The sequence below is a fragment of the Mycobacterium sp. D16Q16 genome (assembly GCF_002013745.1).
In the GTDB taxonomy this organism is placed as follows: domain Bacteria; phylum Actinomycetota; class Actinomycetes; order Mycobacteriales; family Mycobacteriaceae; genus Mycobacterium.
In genome coordinates, this window is the sequence record NZ_MAEY01000022.1 from 39,422 (window position 1) to 53,313 (window position 13,892).

A 13,892-nucleotide genomic window follows, 5' to 3' on the forward strand; every position below is an offset into this window, starting at 1 on the left:
TGACGGAGTAGGACATGACTGAAAGCCCTGTGACACATAATCTGCGCACTGATTTGTCGATCGATCAGCGCCATGCCCTGCTGACCGCGGCCACCCGGCTGCAGACTGAGTTCGACGGCACCTTCGGCACCGAAACGATCGAACGGTTCCTGCACTCCTCCTACGAGCAATACGCAAGCCGGGCCACCGTTCCCAACTTCCTGCCGCTGCTGGCCGAACGCTTCGCCCGCCAACGCCTACACGCCCTCGCACGGGTCGAGGGCAAGGTCAGCGACGGCAAACCCACCGTGCTGTTCCTGTGCACCCACAACGCCGGACGCTCTCAAATGGCCCTGGGATTCTTCAACCACCTGGCCGGCGATCAAGCGGTGGCCTGGTCAGGTGGCAGCGAGCCGGGCCGGGAAATCAATCCTGCCGCCATCGAGGTCATGGCCGAAGTCGGTATCGATATCACCGGCGAGTACCCCAAACCCTGGACCGATGAGATCGTGCAGGCCGCCGACGTCGTCATCACCATGGGCTGCGGAGACGCCTGCCCAGTGTTCCCCGGGAAACGCTACGAGAACTGGAACCTGCCCGACCCCGCCGGACAATCTGCCGAGGCGACTCGTCCGATCCGCGACGACATCGAAGCACGTGTCCGCGCCCTGCTCGCTGAACTCAGCGTCCCGGTCACCCGATAAACCAAGCAATGACTCTGCATATCGTTGGTGCGCAATAGATTCCACGTACCTAACTCTCAAGGAGCCGATCAACCATGACAGCCGGCAAGCCCTCGGTGCTGTTCGTGTGCGTCCGCAACGGCGGCAAATCCCAAATGGCCGCAGGACTCATGCGCAAAGAGGCCGGCGACCTGATCGACGCCTACTCGGCAGGCACCGATCCCGGACAGGCCATCAATCAACTCTCCGCACAGACCCTCCGAGAAGTAGGAGCGGACATGAGCGGCGAGCACCCCAAACCGATCGACCCGGCCCTGCTTCGCGCCGTCGATCGGGTGGTGGTCCTGGGTCGGGAAGCCAAAATCGACGCCGTCGACGGCCTCCAGATCGAGTACTGGGACACCGACGAACCCTCAGAACGCGGCATCGACGGCATCGAACGCATGCGCCTGATCCGCGACGACATCGCAGCCCGCGTAAAACAACTCGCCACCTACATGACCACATAGGGCTCACCCAACCGCACGGGGACGCTGCCCCAGATTCAACGAACCTCGCCATGGTGCTCGTACCAGAGGCGTTGATGATCCAGGCGTTAAGAAACATGTGGGGCGCCCGCGGCCCCGAAGACCTGCGGGGGGATCGCGGTCGAGTTGAACAGAGGCAACGAGCTCCGATTCCCATAGCGCGTTTCCGGGCAAGCGTTGCAGCAGTGGACCGACGCGCAATGGTGTTGGCACCGCGCACCGCAACTATTCGTTCAGCGTGTGCGGCAGGGGACAAACAAGTCCCCGGCGCGTCGTTTGAGTTTCACAGCAAGCATCGCAGGTCTGACAAGCAGACCCGGATGCGGCTCAGGTGCGCGCCGAGTCAGCGCGTGCACAATGGTTGCCTTGTCGGCGCCAAGCAGATACTTGATACTTCCTGTGCTGTAATGGATTTGGCCGGAGCCGTACGGGTTGATGAGGATCCAAAACGGCGGCGGCGCGCCGGCACTGTCCTTGACCTGCTGCACCCACGCACTGTCGGGGTCGCCGCTGAGATAGAACTCGGGCTTGCCCTTAGCCGTCTTGCGCACGCCAATGTATTGCTGAATGTGCGTGTAAAAGTCGCTCTGCGCAGAGGTGTCGATAACCCCTACCCCCTGCCAGTGATCGCCGGGACGATCTGCATCAGCGTCAACCTCAGCTGTGGTGGTCGATACCCAAACAGTGGCCATCGCACTATCGTGCCGCACGTGCCTGCCAACCCGATCCGCAGGCCAGCGGTGACCAATGCGCAGGGTCTGCCCCCGGCGATGCGCCCCGGCCTGTTTTCGCATCGTCTAGCCGCGGTGCGCCATGCCCGGGCACGGACCCATCCGGACATCAATATCGCCACGCGCGACGTCAGCAGATCTCAGCAGGCACCAGCAGAACACGTTGGTGCACTTGATATTACATCTTGTGCACGGCCCTTGGCCCTGTAGACTGGGCGCTGCACCAGCACAACCATGCCCGCGGCCTTCCTAGTGCTCAACATCCTCAACAAGGACGCCCACGCCGACCTGTAATGCTTCGGCGATGTCGAACAAGCGCTCATAAAGCAGGCCCCTGCGGCCGTGTTCAACGTCAATCAAGACGTTGCGCGTCACACCCGAGCGCAGTGCGAGCTCTTCTTGGGTCAGCCCTTGCCGCAATCTGGACGCACGAATCCTACGGCCGACATCGGAACGGATCTGCTCCCACCGAACTACACGCGCGGGGTCGTTCTGGCTCGGTCGGGTGGGCACGCACCTCAGTAATGAGGCGGGCGTACCAAAAGTCTGCCCCACTAGTAGTACATTGCTGCATCGTGTTCGAAACTGATTCTGACTTTGACCCCGACTTCGGCCCCCAGGAGAGCGTGTCCTCACTTGCTCTGGACGTCATCGACGAACTGCGCATGAAGATGCTCGAATGCCTTCTGGTGCTGCACACCCTGCCTGATGAGGCCGACCTCAACTTCGCCGACTTGGCCAATGACATTCTGGCCGCACACCGCGGCACACAGGAGGCCTATCAGGCGGCCAGCATCGTGCATCAGGGCGCCGAGCTCGACGAGCGGTGGGGCAACAACCTCTCGCGCCCCAAAGCCATCTTCGCCCGCCACAATGCCGCGGTGCGCCAGGGCGCAACGAAGGTGATGCCCATGCCTGCGCTCTGTGATCGGCTGGAGCGGCACCTATACCAACTGCCCAGGCCCGACCGCACCCAGACCATCGCCGCTGCACGCCCTAAATGCTCGGGCATGGTCAAGACAACCGGTCAGGACTGCACCAACTCGGCAATCTACCTCGGTGCAGGAATGTTTGGCGCCCACTGCTATTCACACGCCACCCCCACCGAACGTGAGCGGTATCGAATCCATCACGAGGCCAACGACGCCCGCCAGGCGCGCTCCCACACCGATCTGCGCAACCTGCAACGGGCCGTGGGCGAAAAGATCGCCGCCCACTGGATATCCACCCGTGAGCAACGAGCCCAGTGGGTCAATGACATCGCGGGCAACTAACGCAAGAGCCAAACACACTGAAGCACTGCGCATCCGGGAAGAATTGGACGCGTGTTTCCGCAGCTGCAACATGGCAATGCCCGAGAACAGCCCGCGACGATGGCGGCGGCAAACCACTGGGGAGCCAGATCCAGGCACCGGATCATCGCAGCGTGTTCGGTATCGGTTTGCGCTATCGAAGACGCCGCGGCTGGGTGCGGCGGGCCGCCTATGTGCCGCCCGCACGCGCCCCTGTCGGCGGCTCGGCTAGAGCAGAGGTGCAGTTGTTTGTCGGTCAGGATCAGTGCAGTCCATGACTGGCCATCGCAAGGACGTCAACTTCCCTGCCCCCACGGTCCGGGCTCGCGGGCCTCAGGTGCTGAAGGCTTGCCGCCTTGCCAGCCCTGGGCATGCCACGTGGCGGCGAGCACTTCGGAATGAGAGGGCCCCAGCAATGCCTCCAGCGAGCCCAGCCGATAGGTGAGCATCAGGGCCAGCAACGTGCTCAAGTGAGGATCCGGGAATTGTTTTTTCTCCAGCGCGGCAAGGGCTCCGCGGGTAATACCGGCCCGCACAGCAGCCTGCTCCTGGGTGAGCTTCGCCCGCTCTCGATGCGCACGCAACACCTGGCCAAGATGCACAGTTGACTGGACAGCTTGCGTGTCGTGAACGACACGCAATGCACGGTCCTTGCGTGTCGACATCGTGCCCTCTATCTCGTCTTATTGATGTCACGAGGACCACTGTCACCACTGGCCGGAGTGTCACAACTCTTTCTTGACTATGCACAGTAGACTATGCACAACTGACCGAACAATGGACAACACCATGGGCCTCGTCTCACCATGCAAGGGCAAGCACCGGATACCTGGGGCGCGGCTGGCACTATCGAGCTACCATGGGTTCTCCACAGCACAAGGGGGTGGGTTGTGAGGGCAAGTTTGATAACGACAGGCAACGAGACGAGCCGGCGCGAGGCCGATCATGATGCGGCCCCGCTGAGCGTCTATATGTCGGTGGCTCCTGGCACCCTCGCCTTTGGGCGGGTAGCAGCGCCGGGGGTAACCCGCACCATATTTACCGAAGGATGTTCCACCAAAGGAGTTGCCATGATGGGCAGCAGCACAGTCGATGACACGCTGGACAACCAGATGCGCGCTGCTTCCGCCGGTCTTGTCGCCTCGGATGCTGTTATCGCTTTAGGGCGGGCGTTGCGTGGTTCGGATCTGCAGCCCCGCGAGACCGCAGTTCTGACCGGACTGGCGAAAGGATTCGGTCAAGAAGCTGACCTGCTGACCGGTTCACGGCCACGCCCGCGCACAGCAGACGGCGGGTACATGCGCTCGGCACACGCATTGGCCGGCGCAACAATCCTGGACGGACCGCATCTGAGGTCGCTGGAAGATATCAAAGATCTGGATCAGAAAACTCAAGTCATCGAGATATTCCGCAGCTTGAGCCAGGTGCTAGACAAGGTCGCCTCCGGTAACAGATCTGATGCCGACCATATTTCTTGGGCACGGGATGTTTTGCGGGATCTATCCGATACGATGAATGCCAGGTTAACTAGCTCGGGAGAATCCGCAGAATTTTTTGAGTAGTTGTCTCAGCTTGGGGGTATGTTCTTGGACGACTCAGTTCGAGTGCAAGTCCTTGCCGAGATATTTATAAGTCGGATTGCCTGGTTCTCAGAGAAGATCGAACGGGCACAGATCGATGCCCCGCGCCGCTCCACCGGTCATCGCCGGGTTTTCGAGCTTTTCAACGAGTACGTGGATCAGGTCCGGGCCCGGGTAAACGAAGACCTGGCGGCCGACGATATCGAGCCCGCCGATTTGGCCCGCCAGCTGCGGCTGTTGATGACACAGTTCGTCGGCCTGCACCGCACATTCGATGACCTGTTCTCCCGAGATCGCAGCCGGGTACCGCAATCGCTGCCTTTCTTCGTGCAGGAAGCATGCCGTCAGTGGGAGCTACCCGCGGCCGACACGGTCATTACCGTGGGCAAGCCCGGTAACTTCACCACACGAAATCGCAGTTCATGGAACACCATGTTTCTGTACGGCTCTCCCTCGAACATTTTGTCCATTGCGGTACCCGAGCACGAGGGAACACAAGCTCGCTGGCTTCCCATCACCTTGGGACATGAGCTGGCCCATCACTATCTATTGGCGGGGAACATTCCTGAGCTCGAAGAGATCGAGGCGCAGATCGCCGAGCAATTCGCTGCTGCACTTAAGGGGGAAGACGGTCAGGGGGCCGAAAGTACGTTCGCCGATCAATGGCGTGCTGAGGAAGTCCTGCACGAATGGGTCGAGGAACTGGTCTGTGATGCCTATGCCGTCGATCTTTTCGGGCCAGCCGCTGTCGCGGCCAGCCTCGAATTTCTTCATTCGCTCGGCGACCCATCGGCGCCGACGAAAACCCATCCGCCAACGTTGTTCCGAGCCGAATTGATGCTTGCATGGTTGGCTGATATGACAGCTGAGGCACCCGATCACCGCACACTCAGTGCGCAGTACCTGGGCGATGAAAAGATCACGCACCCCCAAAGCGCTCTGCTATGCGACGCCATTCGTACACAGTCCCAAGCAATTTGGGACGCAGTGCGTTCGTGGTCGAAGGAACGCTCCTACTGCGCCACCGAACGCGAACCCCATGTCGATGCTCTGGCGCGCCTCCTGTCGCAAGGCATACCGGGAGCCTTCACACCCGATACACCCCACGACGTCATCGACATCGTCAACGCCTATTGGCGTGCCCGCTCTGCGGGCACGCAGTTCCCGATCGACCGCCTGGCCCTCAAGGCGATCGATGATCTCTACTTCATCAAACTATGGACGAGCGCCGACGGCGCCATCCATGAAGACCACGCCAGCTGCGATTGGGTGGGCGGGCCCGGGGTGCTCACTAACGCCGACTTCCGTACCCGGATAAACAACGGGGACGACAACCAGATCAGCATCACCCCCATGCTTCCCGGGGCGCTGGGCCCAGCCAGCGTGGACCTGCGACTGAGCAACCAGTTCATCGTCTTCGAGCAGACATCAAACGCGTCGTTCAACGCCCTGGAAATGTTGCAGGACCCCCGATCGATGCAATCGCGGCTGGAAAAGGACTGGGGCGACGAGTTCTACCTGCATCCCGGCCAAATGGTTTTGGCATCAACGTTGGAATACATCGTGTTGCCCTCGGACCTATGCGCTCAAGTCATTACCCGTTCATCCTATGGGCGGCTAGGACTTCTGAGCGCCACCGCAGTACAAGTGCATCCCGGGTTCAGGGGCTGCCTGACCCTGGAATTGGTGAACTTAGGCAAGATGCCACTGGCGATCACACCCGGCGAACGGGTGGCGCAGCTCATGTTTTTCGGCGTGTCCTCACCGCATGCCCCCTCAGCGGAAACCGCCCGCAAGTATGAATGCCCCACTGGCCCGGAATTCTCCAAAATCAAAACCGACCCCGAACTGAACACGCTGCGCAACATCCGCAACTACTCAACGCGCACCAGCACAGCCGTTAACGTGGAAGCCACGCGCGGGCGACCCGAGAAATCACAAGGGGGAACAGATGGGAACACCAGAGGTTGATCAACTGCTGGCGGCGCCGGATTCCGAGCTTTACGCGGCCCTCGGGCGGGCTGTAGACAAGAGCGCCGCCGACGACGACTCCGCCGAAAACGCCGGGGAGCAGTACTTTCGCAGCAATCTTCCCAAATTCGCTCAGAAGATTTGCACAGACCCGCACGTCACCGCGCTACGGCGCAGCTACGCCGACAGCACCACCCTGGTGGCAGCCATCGCCGATGCCCTCAGCACGCTGGCCGGCCTGCCCGCCGTTCTCTCCATCTCAGTGCTGGTGCTGCGATACGGCCTAGACAAGCTCTGCGGCAGCCCCACACCCCTGACATAGAACAACCGCTGGGCCCCGCATTAGCGCAGGACCCGCCCACGGCGGCCACCGGGGGCACCACAGCGGCGCCCATTTTGGCTGACGCCGCAGAACGGCAACCCAGGGCAGCAGTGTCCGGCCGCGCGTTCCCCAACCGCCTCGCGCGCCCGCCGATGGGCGGGGCTCAACGATCCGCTGATGCAGGTGCCGCACCGCAGCCGCCAAACCCCAAACGCATATACCCCCATGGGGTATAATTGGGTGTCCCGGCGCGGGCGCATAGATGCCGAGGTGCCCTCACGTGCCGGGGAGGAAAGGACTGCCGATGGCACACACCCTGGGTGAGCACGCCGTGGCCCGGCTCGCCGATGGGCGGGCACTGCACTACATGCGTGCCGGTCTCGGCAGCCCGACCGTGGTGTTCGAATCGGGGCTGGGGGCGTCCCGCTCGGAGTGGGGGCTGGTGGCTCCGCTGGTGGCGCAACAGCTTTCGACGGTCGTCTACGACCGCGCGAATCTGGGGCGCAGTGATGCGGACGGGGCACCGCGCACCATGGAGCGCCTCACCGGGGACCTCGACGAACTGTTGACGGCCCTCGATGCCGGCCCCTACATCCTGGTGGGGCACAGCTACGGGGGCACGATCGCACTGGCCGCCGCCCAACAGGACCCCTCGCGCATCGCCGCCCTGGTGCTCGTTGATCACTCCGATGAACACGTGAACGTGTGCTGTGGGTCCCCGCTTAAACAATTACGCCGGATCGCGGTGGCGGGCCGCTGGTTCATCGGCGTGTTGCGCCGCCTGCATCTGCTGGCCGCGGCGGTGCGCCGCGCGGCGCCGGGGATGCCCGCCGACGTGGCCCATGATCTGGTCGCCGAAGACCTAACTACCGGCGCCGAACACGCGGCCGACGCCGAGGAGCGATTCTTCATCGACGCGCTGCGAACCTTGCGCGCACACCCCCGCGATCTGGGCGATATGCCCGTGACCGTCATTTCGGGCACCAAAGCCACGCCGCTGGACCGCTCCCTTCGCGCAGCCTTCCTGGATGCCCACCGCCGCACCGCCGCACGCCTTGGTGCCCGGCATGTCCTGGCCACAAAGTCGGGTCATCTACCGGTTTTCACCGAACCGCAGCTGGTCGCCGAGGAGATCGTGCGCATCGCCGGCCGCACCGCGGCGCCCGGGCGCGGACTATCCGGTCCCCACTGACGGCGCACGGGCTGTTCGGCGCGCAACGGTGTTGTGGTGCAACCGGTTCGGTGCCGATCCGGTCTCGTGTGGCTTTAGCGCCCACGCAGCGGGCACGGCTGCCTGGCGTCACCGGACCCCGGGTGTGGGGATACCGGTGGCGCTGACCTCGTACAGACTTCCGGTGTCGGCGCTGTAGAAGGTGCCGGCCACCTGCAGGCGGCCCGAGACCACAGCGGCGACCAAGATCGGGTGGTGCACAAGGCGTTCGACCTGGATCACGACGTTGACCACGGCGAGCTGGTCGGCCTGGCTGAATCCACGGGCGGCAGCACCTACGCGGGCCAGGTGAAATTCGCGGTAGGCCCCCAGGGTGTCGCGGGCGTTGTCGAGCCAGCGGCCCACCGAGCTGGTGGGTGTGTCAATCGATTCGGAGAGCAGCGAAGCCATGGCCCCGCAGCCCGAGTGCCCGCACACCACGATCGTGCGCACCTGAAGTGCGTTGAGCGCGAAGTCCAGGGCCGCATCGACCGATCCTTCGGCGGGATCGGTGGGCACCAGGTTCCCGATGTTACGCACGGTCAGCAGCTCACCAGAAGGTCCCGAGGTGCCTGCGGTGGCCGCGCCCGGGGGCATCGGCGCCTCCGAGCAGGCCAGATAGAGGGCATCGGGGTAGGCGGTGGTGTCGGTGTCGCGGAGAGAAGTCATGGCAGAAGATCCCCTATCGGGAAGGGGCGCAGGCACACTCGCGGTGTACCGGCGCGATGGAGGTGGGTGCGGGCCTGGTGCCCTGAGCGCTGTGGTGTGCGGTGTGCTCGGGGTGTTTGCGGGTTCATGCCGGTGATCAGGCGATGGCCCGCAGGGCACCTATGGGGTCAATCACGTTGGTGCAGCGGGTCCATCGCTGCACGACACTGTCGGTGGGGCTTTCGATGCGCTCTGGGCCCGCTGCTGGTGCGCGGCCCAGCAGGTTGTGTGTGCGGCAGTAGTCGTCGTCGAAGATGGTGCCGTGGTAGCGCAGCGGCCCGTCGGGGAAGATCGCCGCTATCTGGGTGCCCGGGGAGGCGCGGCGTGCGGCCCACCCGGCGACCAAGGCCACCGCGCCCACGCTCCAGCCTCCGGTGCTGTGGTGGGTCGCTGCCAGGGTGCGGGCGGCCCATACCGCCTCGTGCGGTGCGACCCAATGCACTTCGTCGAAGGCGCTGTAGTCGACGTTGTCGGGGTAGATGCTCGATCCCAGGCCGCGCATGAGCCGGGTGGCGGCCGGTTGGCCGAAGATGGTGGAGCCGATGGTGTCCACCCCGATCAGCTGCATGTGTGGGTTGTGCTGGTGCAGGATCCGGCTCACCCCGGCTGAGTGTCCGCCGGTGCCCACCGAGGCGATCAGCACATCGACGGTGCCCAGCTGGGCGATCAGTTCGGCGGCCAGCGGTGCGTAGGCGGCGACGTTGTCGGGGTTCTGGTACTGATCCGGGCACCAGGCGCCGCGGTCTTGTGCCAGCAGTTGTGCGACCCGGTCTTTGCGTGCTTGCTGCCAGCCGCCCTCGGGGTGCGGTGCGCTGACCATGTCCACGGTGGCCCCGTGGGCGGCCAGCATGTTGACGATGGCCGGTTCCAGGCCTGGGTCGGTGACCAGGGTGACCGGGTGCTGGTGCACGATCCCGGCCAGGGCCAGCCCCAACCCGAGTGTGCCGCTGGTTGATTCGACGATCCGGGCGCCAGGTTTGAGGTCGCCGCGGGCCTTGGCCTGCTCAACCATGTACAGGGCGGGCCGGTCCTTGATGCCGTTGGGGTTGGCGCCTTCGAGTTTGGCCCAGAACCCTTGCCCGGGGCCCGATAACGGTTCGGATATCCGCACCACCGGGGTGTTGCCGACCATGTCGGCGGGGCTCAGATGGCGGGCACCGGTGGGCCGGGTGGTGACCGGTTTGATGCGGCGGCCCAGCCGGTGAGCGGCCGCGCGGGGCAGTGTGGAGGCTGCGGTGATGGTGTCGTTCATGAAAGGTGGTCCCTGCATCGGGGGCCGCATAGGGGCGGCCGGGAACGGCTGATGAGGCGGCGGGGTCACCCATGAGTGATAGGTGACCCGAAGGCGCAGATCAGCGTCGGATGATGCACAGATCGGTCAGCAGCACACGCCCTGACCGCGGGAAGGTAGCGAAGGCCCGCACGGGCGGGCCCCGGCTGATGCTGGCCACCAGCGGCGCGGCCAGGACAGCGGCCAGCACGGCGGAGGCGAACGCGGCCAGCAGCCGCAGTGGATTATCGGCGCGCAGCGCTGCGGTGAGCCCGTCGAGGCTTTGGCACAGCGCGCCGTGCACGGCGCTGCCGGCATGTGGGTGATCGGTGGCCAGCCCGGTGCTCATCGGCGCCGCGGGGCCTGCCGCCGTGCCCCTCGCGACGGCCGAGTTGACCTGGTGGTGCGCGGCCGGGGCCCCGTGATGGGTGTCCCCGGGCAGGCAGTGCAGCAGCAGCGGAAGCGCGGCGATCGCACCGATGAGCGCCGCCACCAGCATGAGCTGGCCGCGGCGCTGCATCCGGATCGCCATGGCCGCCACGCTACCACGGCCAGCCGATACCCCTGGCGGGTATGTGACCGGATTGTGATGCGCCACCGCAGTACCCGGTGTCATGGCCGTTTGCCTGTCGGCGCGGGTTTGGTGTGCGCCCGCTGCACATCGCACACCGTCAGCGCCAGCGGGACCTGCGCGGCCGCCCTGATGGCGCCGATACACCTGGCCACCGGCTCGGACCGCAGATGCCGGTGCAGATGTTGGGGTGTTTTCCAGGTTTGGTGCACCAGGAAATGCCCCGGGTCGCCGGCGTCGCGGAAGATCTCGTAGCGCAGGTTGCCGCGGTCGTAGCGGGTGCGTTCCAGCAGGACGTTGAGCTGGCCCCACACCGTTTCCTCGGCGCCGAGTTTGGCGGTGACCTCACCGGTTACATAGACAAGCGTGCTGCTGGGCCGCGGCGGTGGCGCCGCCGGCGGCACCGGCGCGAGCACGCTGTCGGGGTTCAGCATTGGATGTCGACGTGGTAGACGCTGTAAAGCCACATCCGCCGGGTGGGCCCGGAGGAGATGTTCGGGTAGATCCTCGGGTTGCCGTAGACATCGAGATCTTTGCGTACCCGGGTGGCCACGCATTGCGAGAGCGGCTTGTTGCCGGTCTTGGTGACGATGACCTTGTTGCCCTGGGCTTTGAGGCTGTTGATGACATCGTCGGCGTTCCCCAGATCGCCGGGCCCGGCCTGGGCGGCCGGGGCCAGCAGTAAGGCTGCAGCTGCGGCGGCGGCCAGTGTCCATGCTGCGACACGGCCACGAATAATGTTGTTCATGGCAAAGCACCTTCTACGTGTGGGCTGCGCCCAAGGGCGCGGCGGTGACTGATTGGTCGGCTACAGGCCAGAACCCGCACCGGCCCGGTAAGGGGCATGGCAGGGTTGGGCCGGCAGCGATCAGCGCCGCAGCACGCAGAAACGGTGAATGAGTATGCGGCCGGTGGCGATCGCCACCGGCCCGGTATGTGGTGGCGGCCCGCGGGTCAGTGCCGGGGCTGCCGCCCAGAACGCCGCGCAGGCCACGAGCGTGAGCACCACGATCCACAACACCCGCAGCACAGTTGGGGCGGCAAGCGCAGCGGTCACCGCGTCAGCGGCGGCGGCGCAGATGGCCGAGGCGGGCACCGCGAAGTGGTTGTGGGGGGCGATGGCAGCAGTGCTGCGTTGCAGCGTCGAACCGGCGGCGACCGCATGATGCGGCAACGCCGTGGCGGCCGCCCCGTGGTGGGCCATCGCCCCGCATTGCGCCACCAGCAGGGCCGCCAGTACCGCGACCACCGCGGCACCGAGCCACGGCGCAACACGTGCGCCGTGGCCGCCGATTGCGCTCACCGTGGGGCGCCCCGCCCCGGAATTCCGGAGGGGTTGCCCTTCGCCAGTGGACGGCAACACTTCTTCACCATAACATGATATGCGCATACCCTTACCCGGTATTTGACGTGTGTTTTTAGGTGCCGGGCCGGTGGTCGATGAAGGGAGTTACTGGTGGCTGTATCGCGATCGCAGTGGGGCCGGCGTGGTTTCTTACAGCTGAGCGGGGCCGCGGCGGCGGCCGGGGTGTTGGCGGCCTGCGGTACCCGCGCGGCGCCAGGGTCGGCCGGGCAGATGGTGGGGCCGGACTCGCCGCGGGTGGGCGCGCTGGAGGCGGCTCGCCGCGACGGGGGCGGCCGGCTGGTTCCGGTGAGCGTGCAGGCCCGCCCGCTGCAGCTGGACCTGGCGGGCACCACGGTCTCGACGTGGGGGTACGGCGATCAGGTGCCGGGCCGGGAGATCCGGGTCCGCAAGGGTGAGGTGCTGCGGGTGAGCGTGGCCAACGGGTTGCCTGCGCCCACCACGGTGCACTGGCACGGGATCGCGCTGCGTAACGATATGGACGGGGTGCCCGATCTGACGCAGACGCAGATCGGGGCTGGCGGGGCGTTCACCTATGAGTTCGCGGTGGCGCACGCGGGCACGTATTGGTTTCATCCGCATGTGGGCACCCAGCTCGATCGTGGGCTATATGCGCCGCTGATCGTCGAGGACCCCAACGAGCGGGCCGGCTACGACGCCGAACTCGTCGTGGTGCTCGATGACTGGATCGACGGCACCGGCACCAACCCCGACAAGGTCCTGGCCGGGCTCACCGCTAAGGGCATGCCCGGCATGGCCCCCTCGATGGGCGATATGCCCGGCGGGATGTCGGGCGGGATGCCGATGGGTGGGATGGGGGTCAGTGCGGGTGCGCCGTTGGGCGCCGACGGCGGCGATGTCACCTACCCGCACTACCTGGTCAACGGCCGGGTAGCTGCCGACCCGCAGAGCGTTGATTATCGGCCCGGGACCCGGGTGCGGCTGCGCATCATCAATGCCGCTGGTGATAGCGCGTTTCGGGTCGCGGTGCCCGGGTCGCCGCTGACGGTGACCCACACCGACGGCTTCCCGGTACAGCCCCAGCAGGCCGATGCGCTGCTGATCGGGATGGGTGAGCGCATCGATGCGATCATCACCGTCGGCGATGCGTCGGTACCGCTGCTGGCTGTCCCGTACGGCAAGGACGGCTACGCGCAGCTGCTGCTGCGCGTAACCGGCAAACCCGTCGTCGGCTCAGCCCAGAACGCGGCTGCCACGATGAAGAACATGACCGTGCTGGCCGCCGCGACGTTGAGCGCCACCGACGGCGTCGCCTTGGCGCCACGCGAACCCGACATCTCCTATGACCTGCGCCTGGCCGGGCCGGGCGATAAGTACACCTGGACCATCAACGAGAAGACCTACAACCCCTCCCAGGGGCTGCCCGTGCGCGAAGGCCAACGGGTGCGGCTGCGCTACATCAACAACTCGATGATGTTCCACCCCATGCACCTGCACGGGCACACCTTCGCCGTGCGCTCCCCAGCGGGGGCCTACACCGCCCGCAAGGACACCGTCCTGGTTGCCCCGATGGCCACCGTGGAGGTCGACTTCGACGCCGACAACCCCGGCCAATGGCTCACCCACTGCCACAACATCTATCACGGCGAAGCCGGGATGATGACCGTCATCTCCTACCGCCAATAGCCACCGCGACCACACCGCAGATTTCGCTGCACCGGCCA

General features: G+C 65.2%; 18 protein-coding genes. 8 read left to right on the forward strand and 10 right to left on the reverse strand.

All coding sequences use genetic code 11. The features are described 5' to 3' along the window. Positions 1-14 precede the first annotated feature (14 nt). Together B4394_RS19910 and B4394_RS19915 are read left to right on the forward strand one after the other, a co-directional pair. Positions 15-683: an arsenate reductase ArsC gene (locus tag B4394_RS19910; protein ID WP_078316052.1), complete on the forward strand. Its 669-nt coding sequence runs from the start codon at positions 15-17 to the stop codon at positions 681-683. A 74-nt stretch (positions 684-757) separates the two neighbouring features. Continuing rightward, a complete protein-coding gene (locus B4394_RS19915; protein WP_078316053.1) occupies positions 758-1,171 on the forward strand; it encodes an arsenate-mycothiol transferase ArsC in 414 nt (137 codons plus the stop codon). 251 nt (positions 1,172-1,422) lie between these two features. Here the strand turns inward: B4394_RS19915 and B4394_RS19920 are convergent, their stop codons facing one another. Next, positions 1,423-1,881 carry a hypothetical protein gene (locus tag B4394_RS19920; RefSeq protein WP_109558416.1) on the reverse strand — a complete coding sequence of 153 codons (459 nt, stop codon included), beginning with the start codon at positions 1,879-1,881 and terminating at the stop codon, positions 1,423-1,425. A 288-nt stretch (positions 1,882-2,169) separates the two neighbouring features. Further along, positions 2,170-2,433: a helix-turn-helix domain-containing protein gene (locus B4394_RS19925; RefSeq protein ID WP_078316136.1), complete on the reverse strand. Its 264-nt coding sequence runs from the start codon at positions 2,431-2,433 to the stop codon at positions 2,170-2,172. 62 nt (positions 2,434-2,495) lie between these two features. On the opposite strand from B4394_RS19925, the gene B4394_RS19930 reads away from it, so the two are divergent. After that, positions 2,496-3,194 (forward strand): hypothetical protein, encoded by a 699-nt coding sequence (locus B4394_RS19930; protein WP_078316055.1) that lies wholly within the window; start codon positions 2,496-2,498, stop codon positions 3,192-3,194. A 314-nt stretch (positions 3,195-3,508) separates the two neighbouring features. On the opposite strand, the gene B4394_RS19935 is transcribed toward B4394_RS19930, so the two are convergent. Then, positions 3,509-3,877 (reverse strand): helix-turn-helix transcriptional regulator, encoded by a 369-nt coding sequence (locus B4394_RS19935; protein ID WP_078316056.1) that lies wholly within the window; start codon positions 3,875-3,877, stop codon positions 3,509-3,511. Positions 3,878-4,282: 405 nt separating this feature from the next. Between B4394_RS19935 and B4394_RS19940 the strand changes: the two genes are divergently transcribed. After that, a complete protein-coding gene (locus B4394_RS19940) occupies positions 4,283-4,774 on the forward strand; it encodes a hypothetical protein (RefSeq protein ID WP_005112744.1) in 492 nt (163 codons plus the stop codon). Positions 4,775-4,861: 87 nt separating this feature from the next. On the opposite strand, the gene B4394_RS25820 is transcribed toward B4394_RS19940, so the two are convergent. Continuing rightward, entirely contained in the window at positions 4,862-5,056 is a 195-nt protein-coding gene (locus B4394_RS25820; protein ID WP_236743267.1) for a hypothetical protein, read from the reverse strand. A 117-nt stretch (positions 5,057-5,173) separates the two neighbouring features. Between B4394_RS25820 and dcd the strand changes: the two genes are divergently transcribed. The 3 genes from dcd to B4394_RS19955 all read left to right on the forward strand — a co-directional run bounded on the left by dcd (position 5,174) and on the right by B4394_RS19955 (position 8,277). Next, the gene (gene dcd, locus B4394_RS19945) at positions 5,174-6,763 is read left to right on the forward strand and encodes a dCTP deaminase (RefSeq protein WP_237161458.1); all 1,590 of its coding nucleotides are present in this window, start codon (positions 5,174-5,176) and stop codon (positions 6,761-6,763) included. Continuing rightward, positions 6,744-7,085 carry a hypothetical protein gene (locus B4394_RS19950; RefSeq protein ID WP_078316057.1) on the forward strand — a complete coding sequence of 114 codons (342 nt, stop codon included), beginning with the start codon at positions 6,744-6,746 and terminating at the stop codon, positions 7,083-7,085. Before dcd ends, B4394_RS19950 begins: the two co-directional genes overlap by 20 nt. Positions 7,086-7,389: 304 nt before the next feature. After that, positions 7,390-8,277 carry an alpha/beta fold hydrolase gene (locus B4394_RS19955; protein WP_078316058.1) on the forward strand — a complete coding sequence of 296 codons (888 nt, stop codon included), beginning with the start codon at positions 7,390-7,392 and terminating at the stop codon, positions 8,275-8,277. A gap of 108 nt (positions 8,278-8,385) precedes the next feature. On the opposite strand, the gene B4394_RS19960 is transcribed toward B4394_RS19955, so the two are convergent. From B4394_RS19960 to lpqS (B4394_RS19985), 6 genes are all read right to left on the reverse strand, one after another. After that, the gene (locus B4394_RS19960; RefSeq protein ID WP_078316059.1) at positions 8,386-8,964 is read right to left on the reverse strand and encodes a carbonic anhydrase; all 579 of its coding nucleotides are present in this window, start codon (positions 8,962-8,964) and stop codon (positions 8,386-8,388) included. Between the two features lie 136 nt (positions 8,965-9,100). Continuing rightward, positions 9,101-10,135, reverse strand: a complete 1,035-nt coding sequence (locus B4394_RS19965) for a PLP-dependent cysteine synthase family protein (RefSeq protein WP_078316138.1) — start codon at positions 10,133-10,135, stop codon at positions 9,101-9,103. 220 nt (positions 10,136-10,355) lie between these two features. Then, positions 10,356-10,889 (reverse strand): putative copper homeostasis (lipo)protein LpqS, encoded by a 534-nt coding sequence (gene lpqS / locus B4394_RS19970; RefSeq protein WP_286142129.1) that lies wholly within the window; start codon positions 10,887-10,889, stop codon positions 10,356-10,358. Continuing rightward, positions 10,886-11,278, reverse strand: coding sequence for a putative quinol monooxygenase (locus tag B4394_RS19975; protein WP_078316060.1), 393 nt, complete (start codon positions 11,276-11,278; stop codon positions 10,886-10,888). Before B4394_RS19975 ends, lpqS (B4394_RS19970) begins: the two co-directional genes overlap by 4 nt. Beyond that, positions 11,272-11,592, reverse strand: coding sequence for a hypothetical protein (locus tag B4394_RS19980; RefSeq protein WP_078316061.1), 321 nt, complete (start codon positions 11,590-11,592; stop codon positions 11,272-11,274). The genes B4394_RS19975 and B4394_RS19980 overlap by 7 nt, the downstream gene beginning before the upstream one ends. Before the next feature lie 120 nt (positions 11,593-11,712). Beyond that, positions 11,713-12,147, reverse strand: coding sequence for a putative copper homeostasis (lipo)protein LpqS (lpqS, locus tag B4394_RS19985; protein ID WP_078316062.1), 435 nt, complete (start codon positions 12,145-12,147; stop codon positions 11,713-11,715). 153 nt (positions 12,148-12,300) lie between these two features. On the opposite strand from lpqS (B4394_RS19985), the gene B4394_RS19990 reads away from it, so the two are divergent. After that, positions 12,301-13,854, forward strand: coding sequence for a multicopper oxidase family protein (locus tag B4394_RS19990; protein ID WP_078316063.1), 1,554 nt, complete (start codon positions 12,301-12,303; stop codon positions 13,852-13,854). Positions 13,855-13,892: the final 38 nt, after the last annotated feature.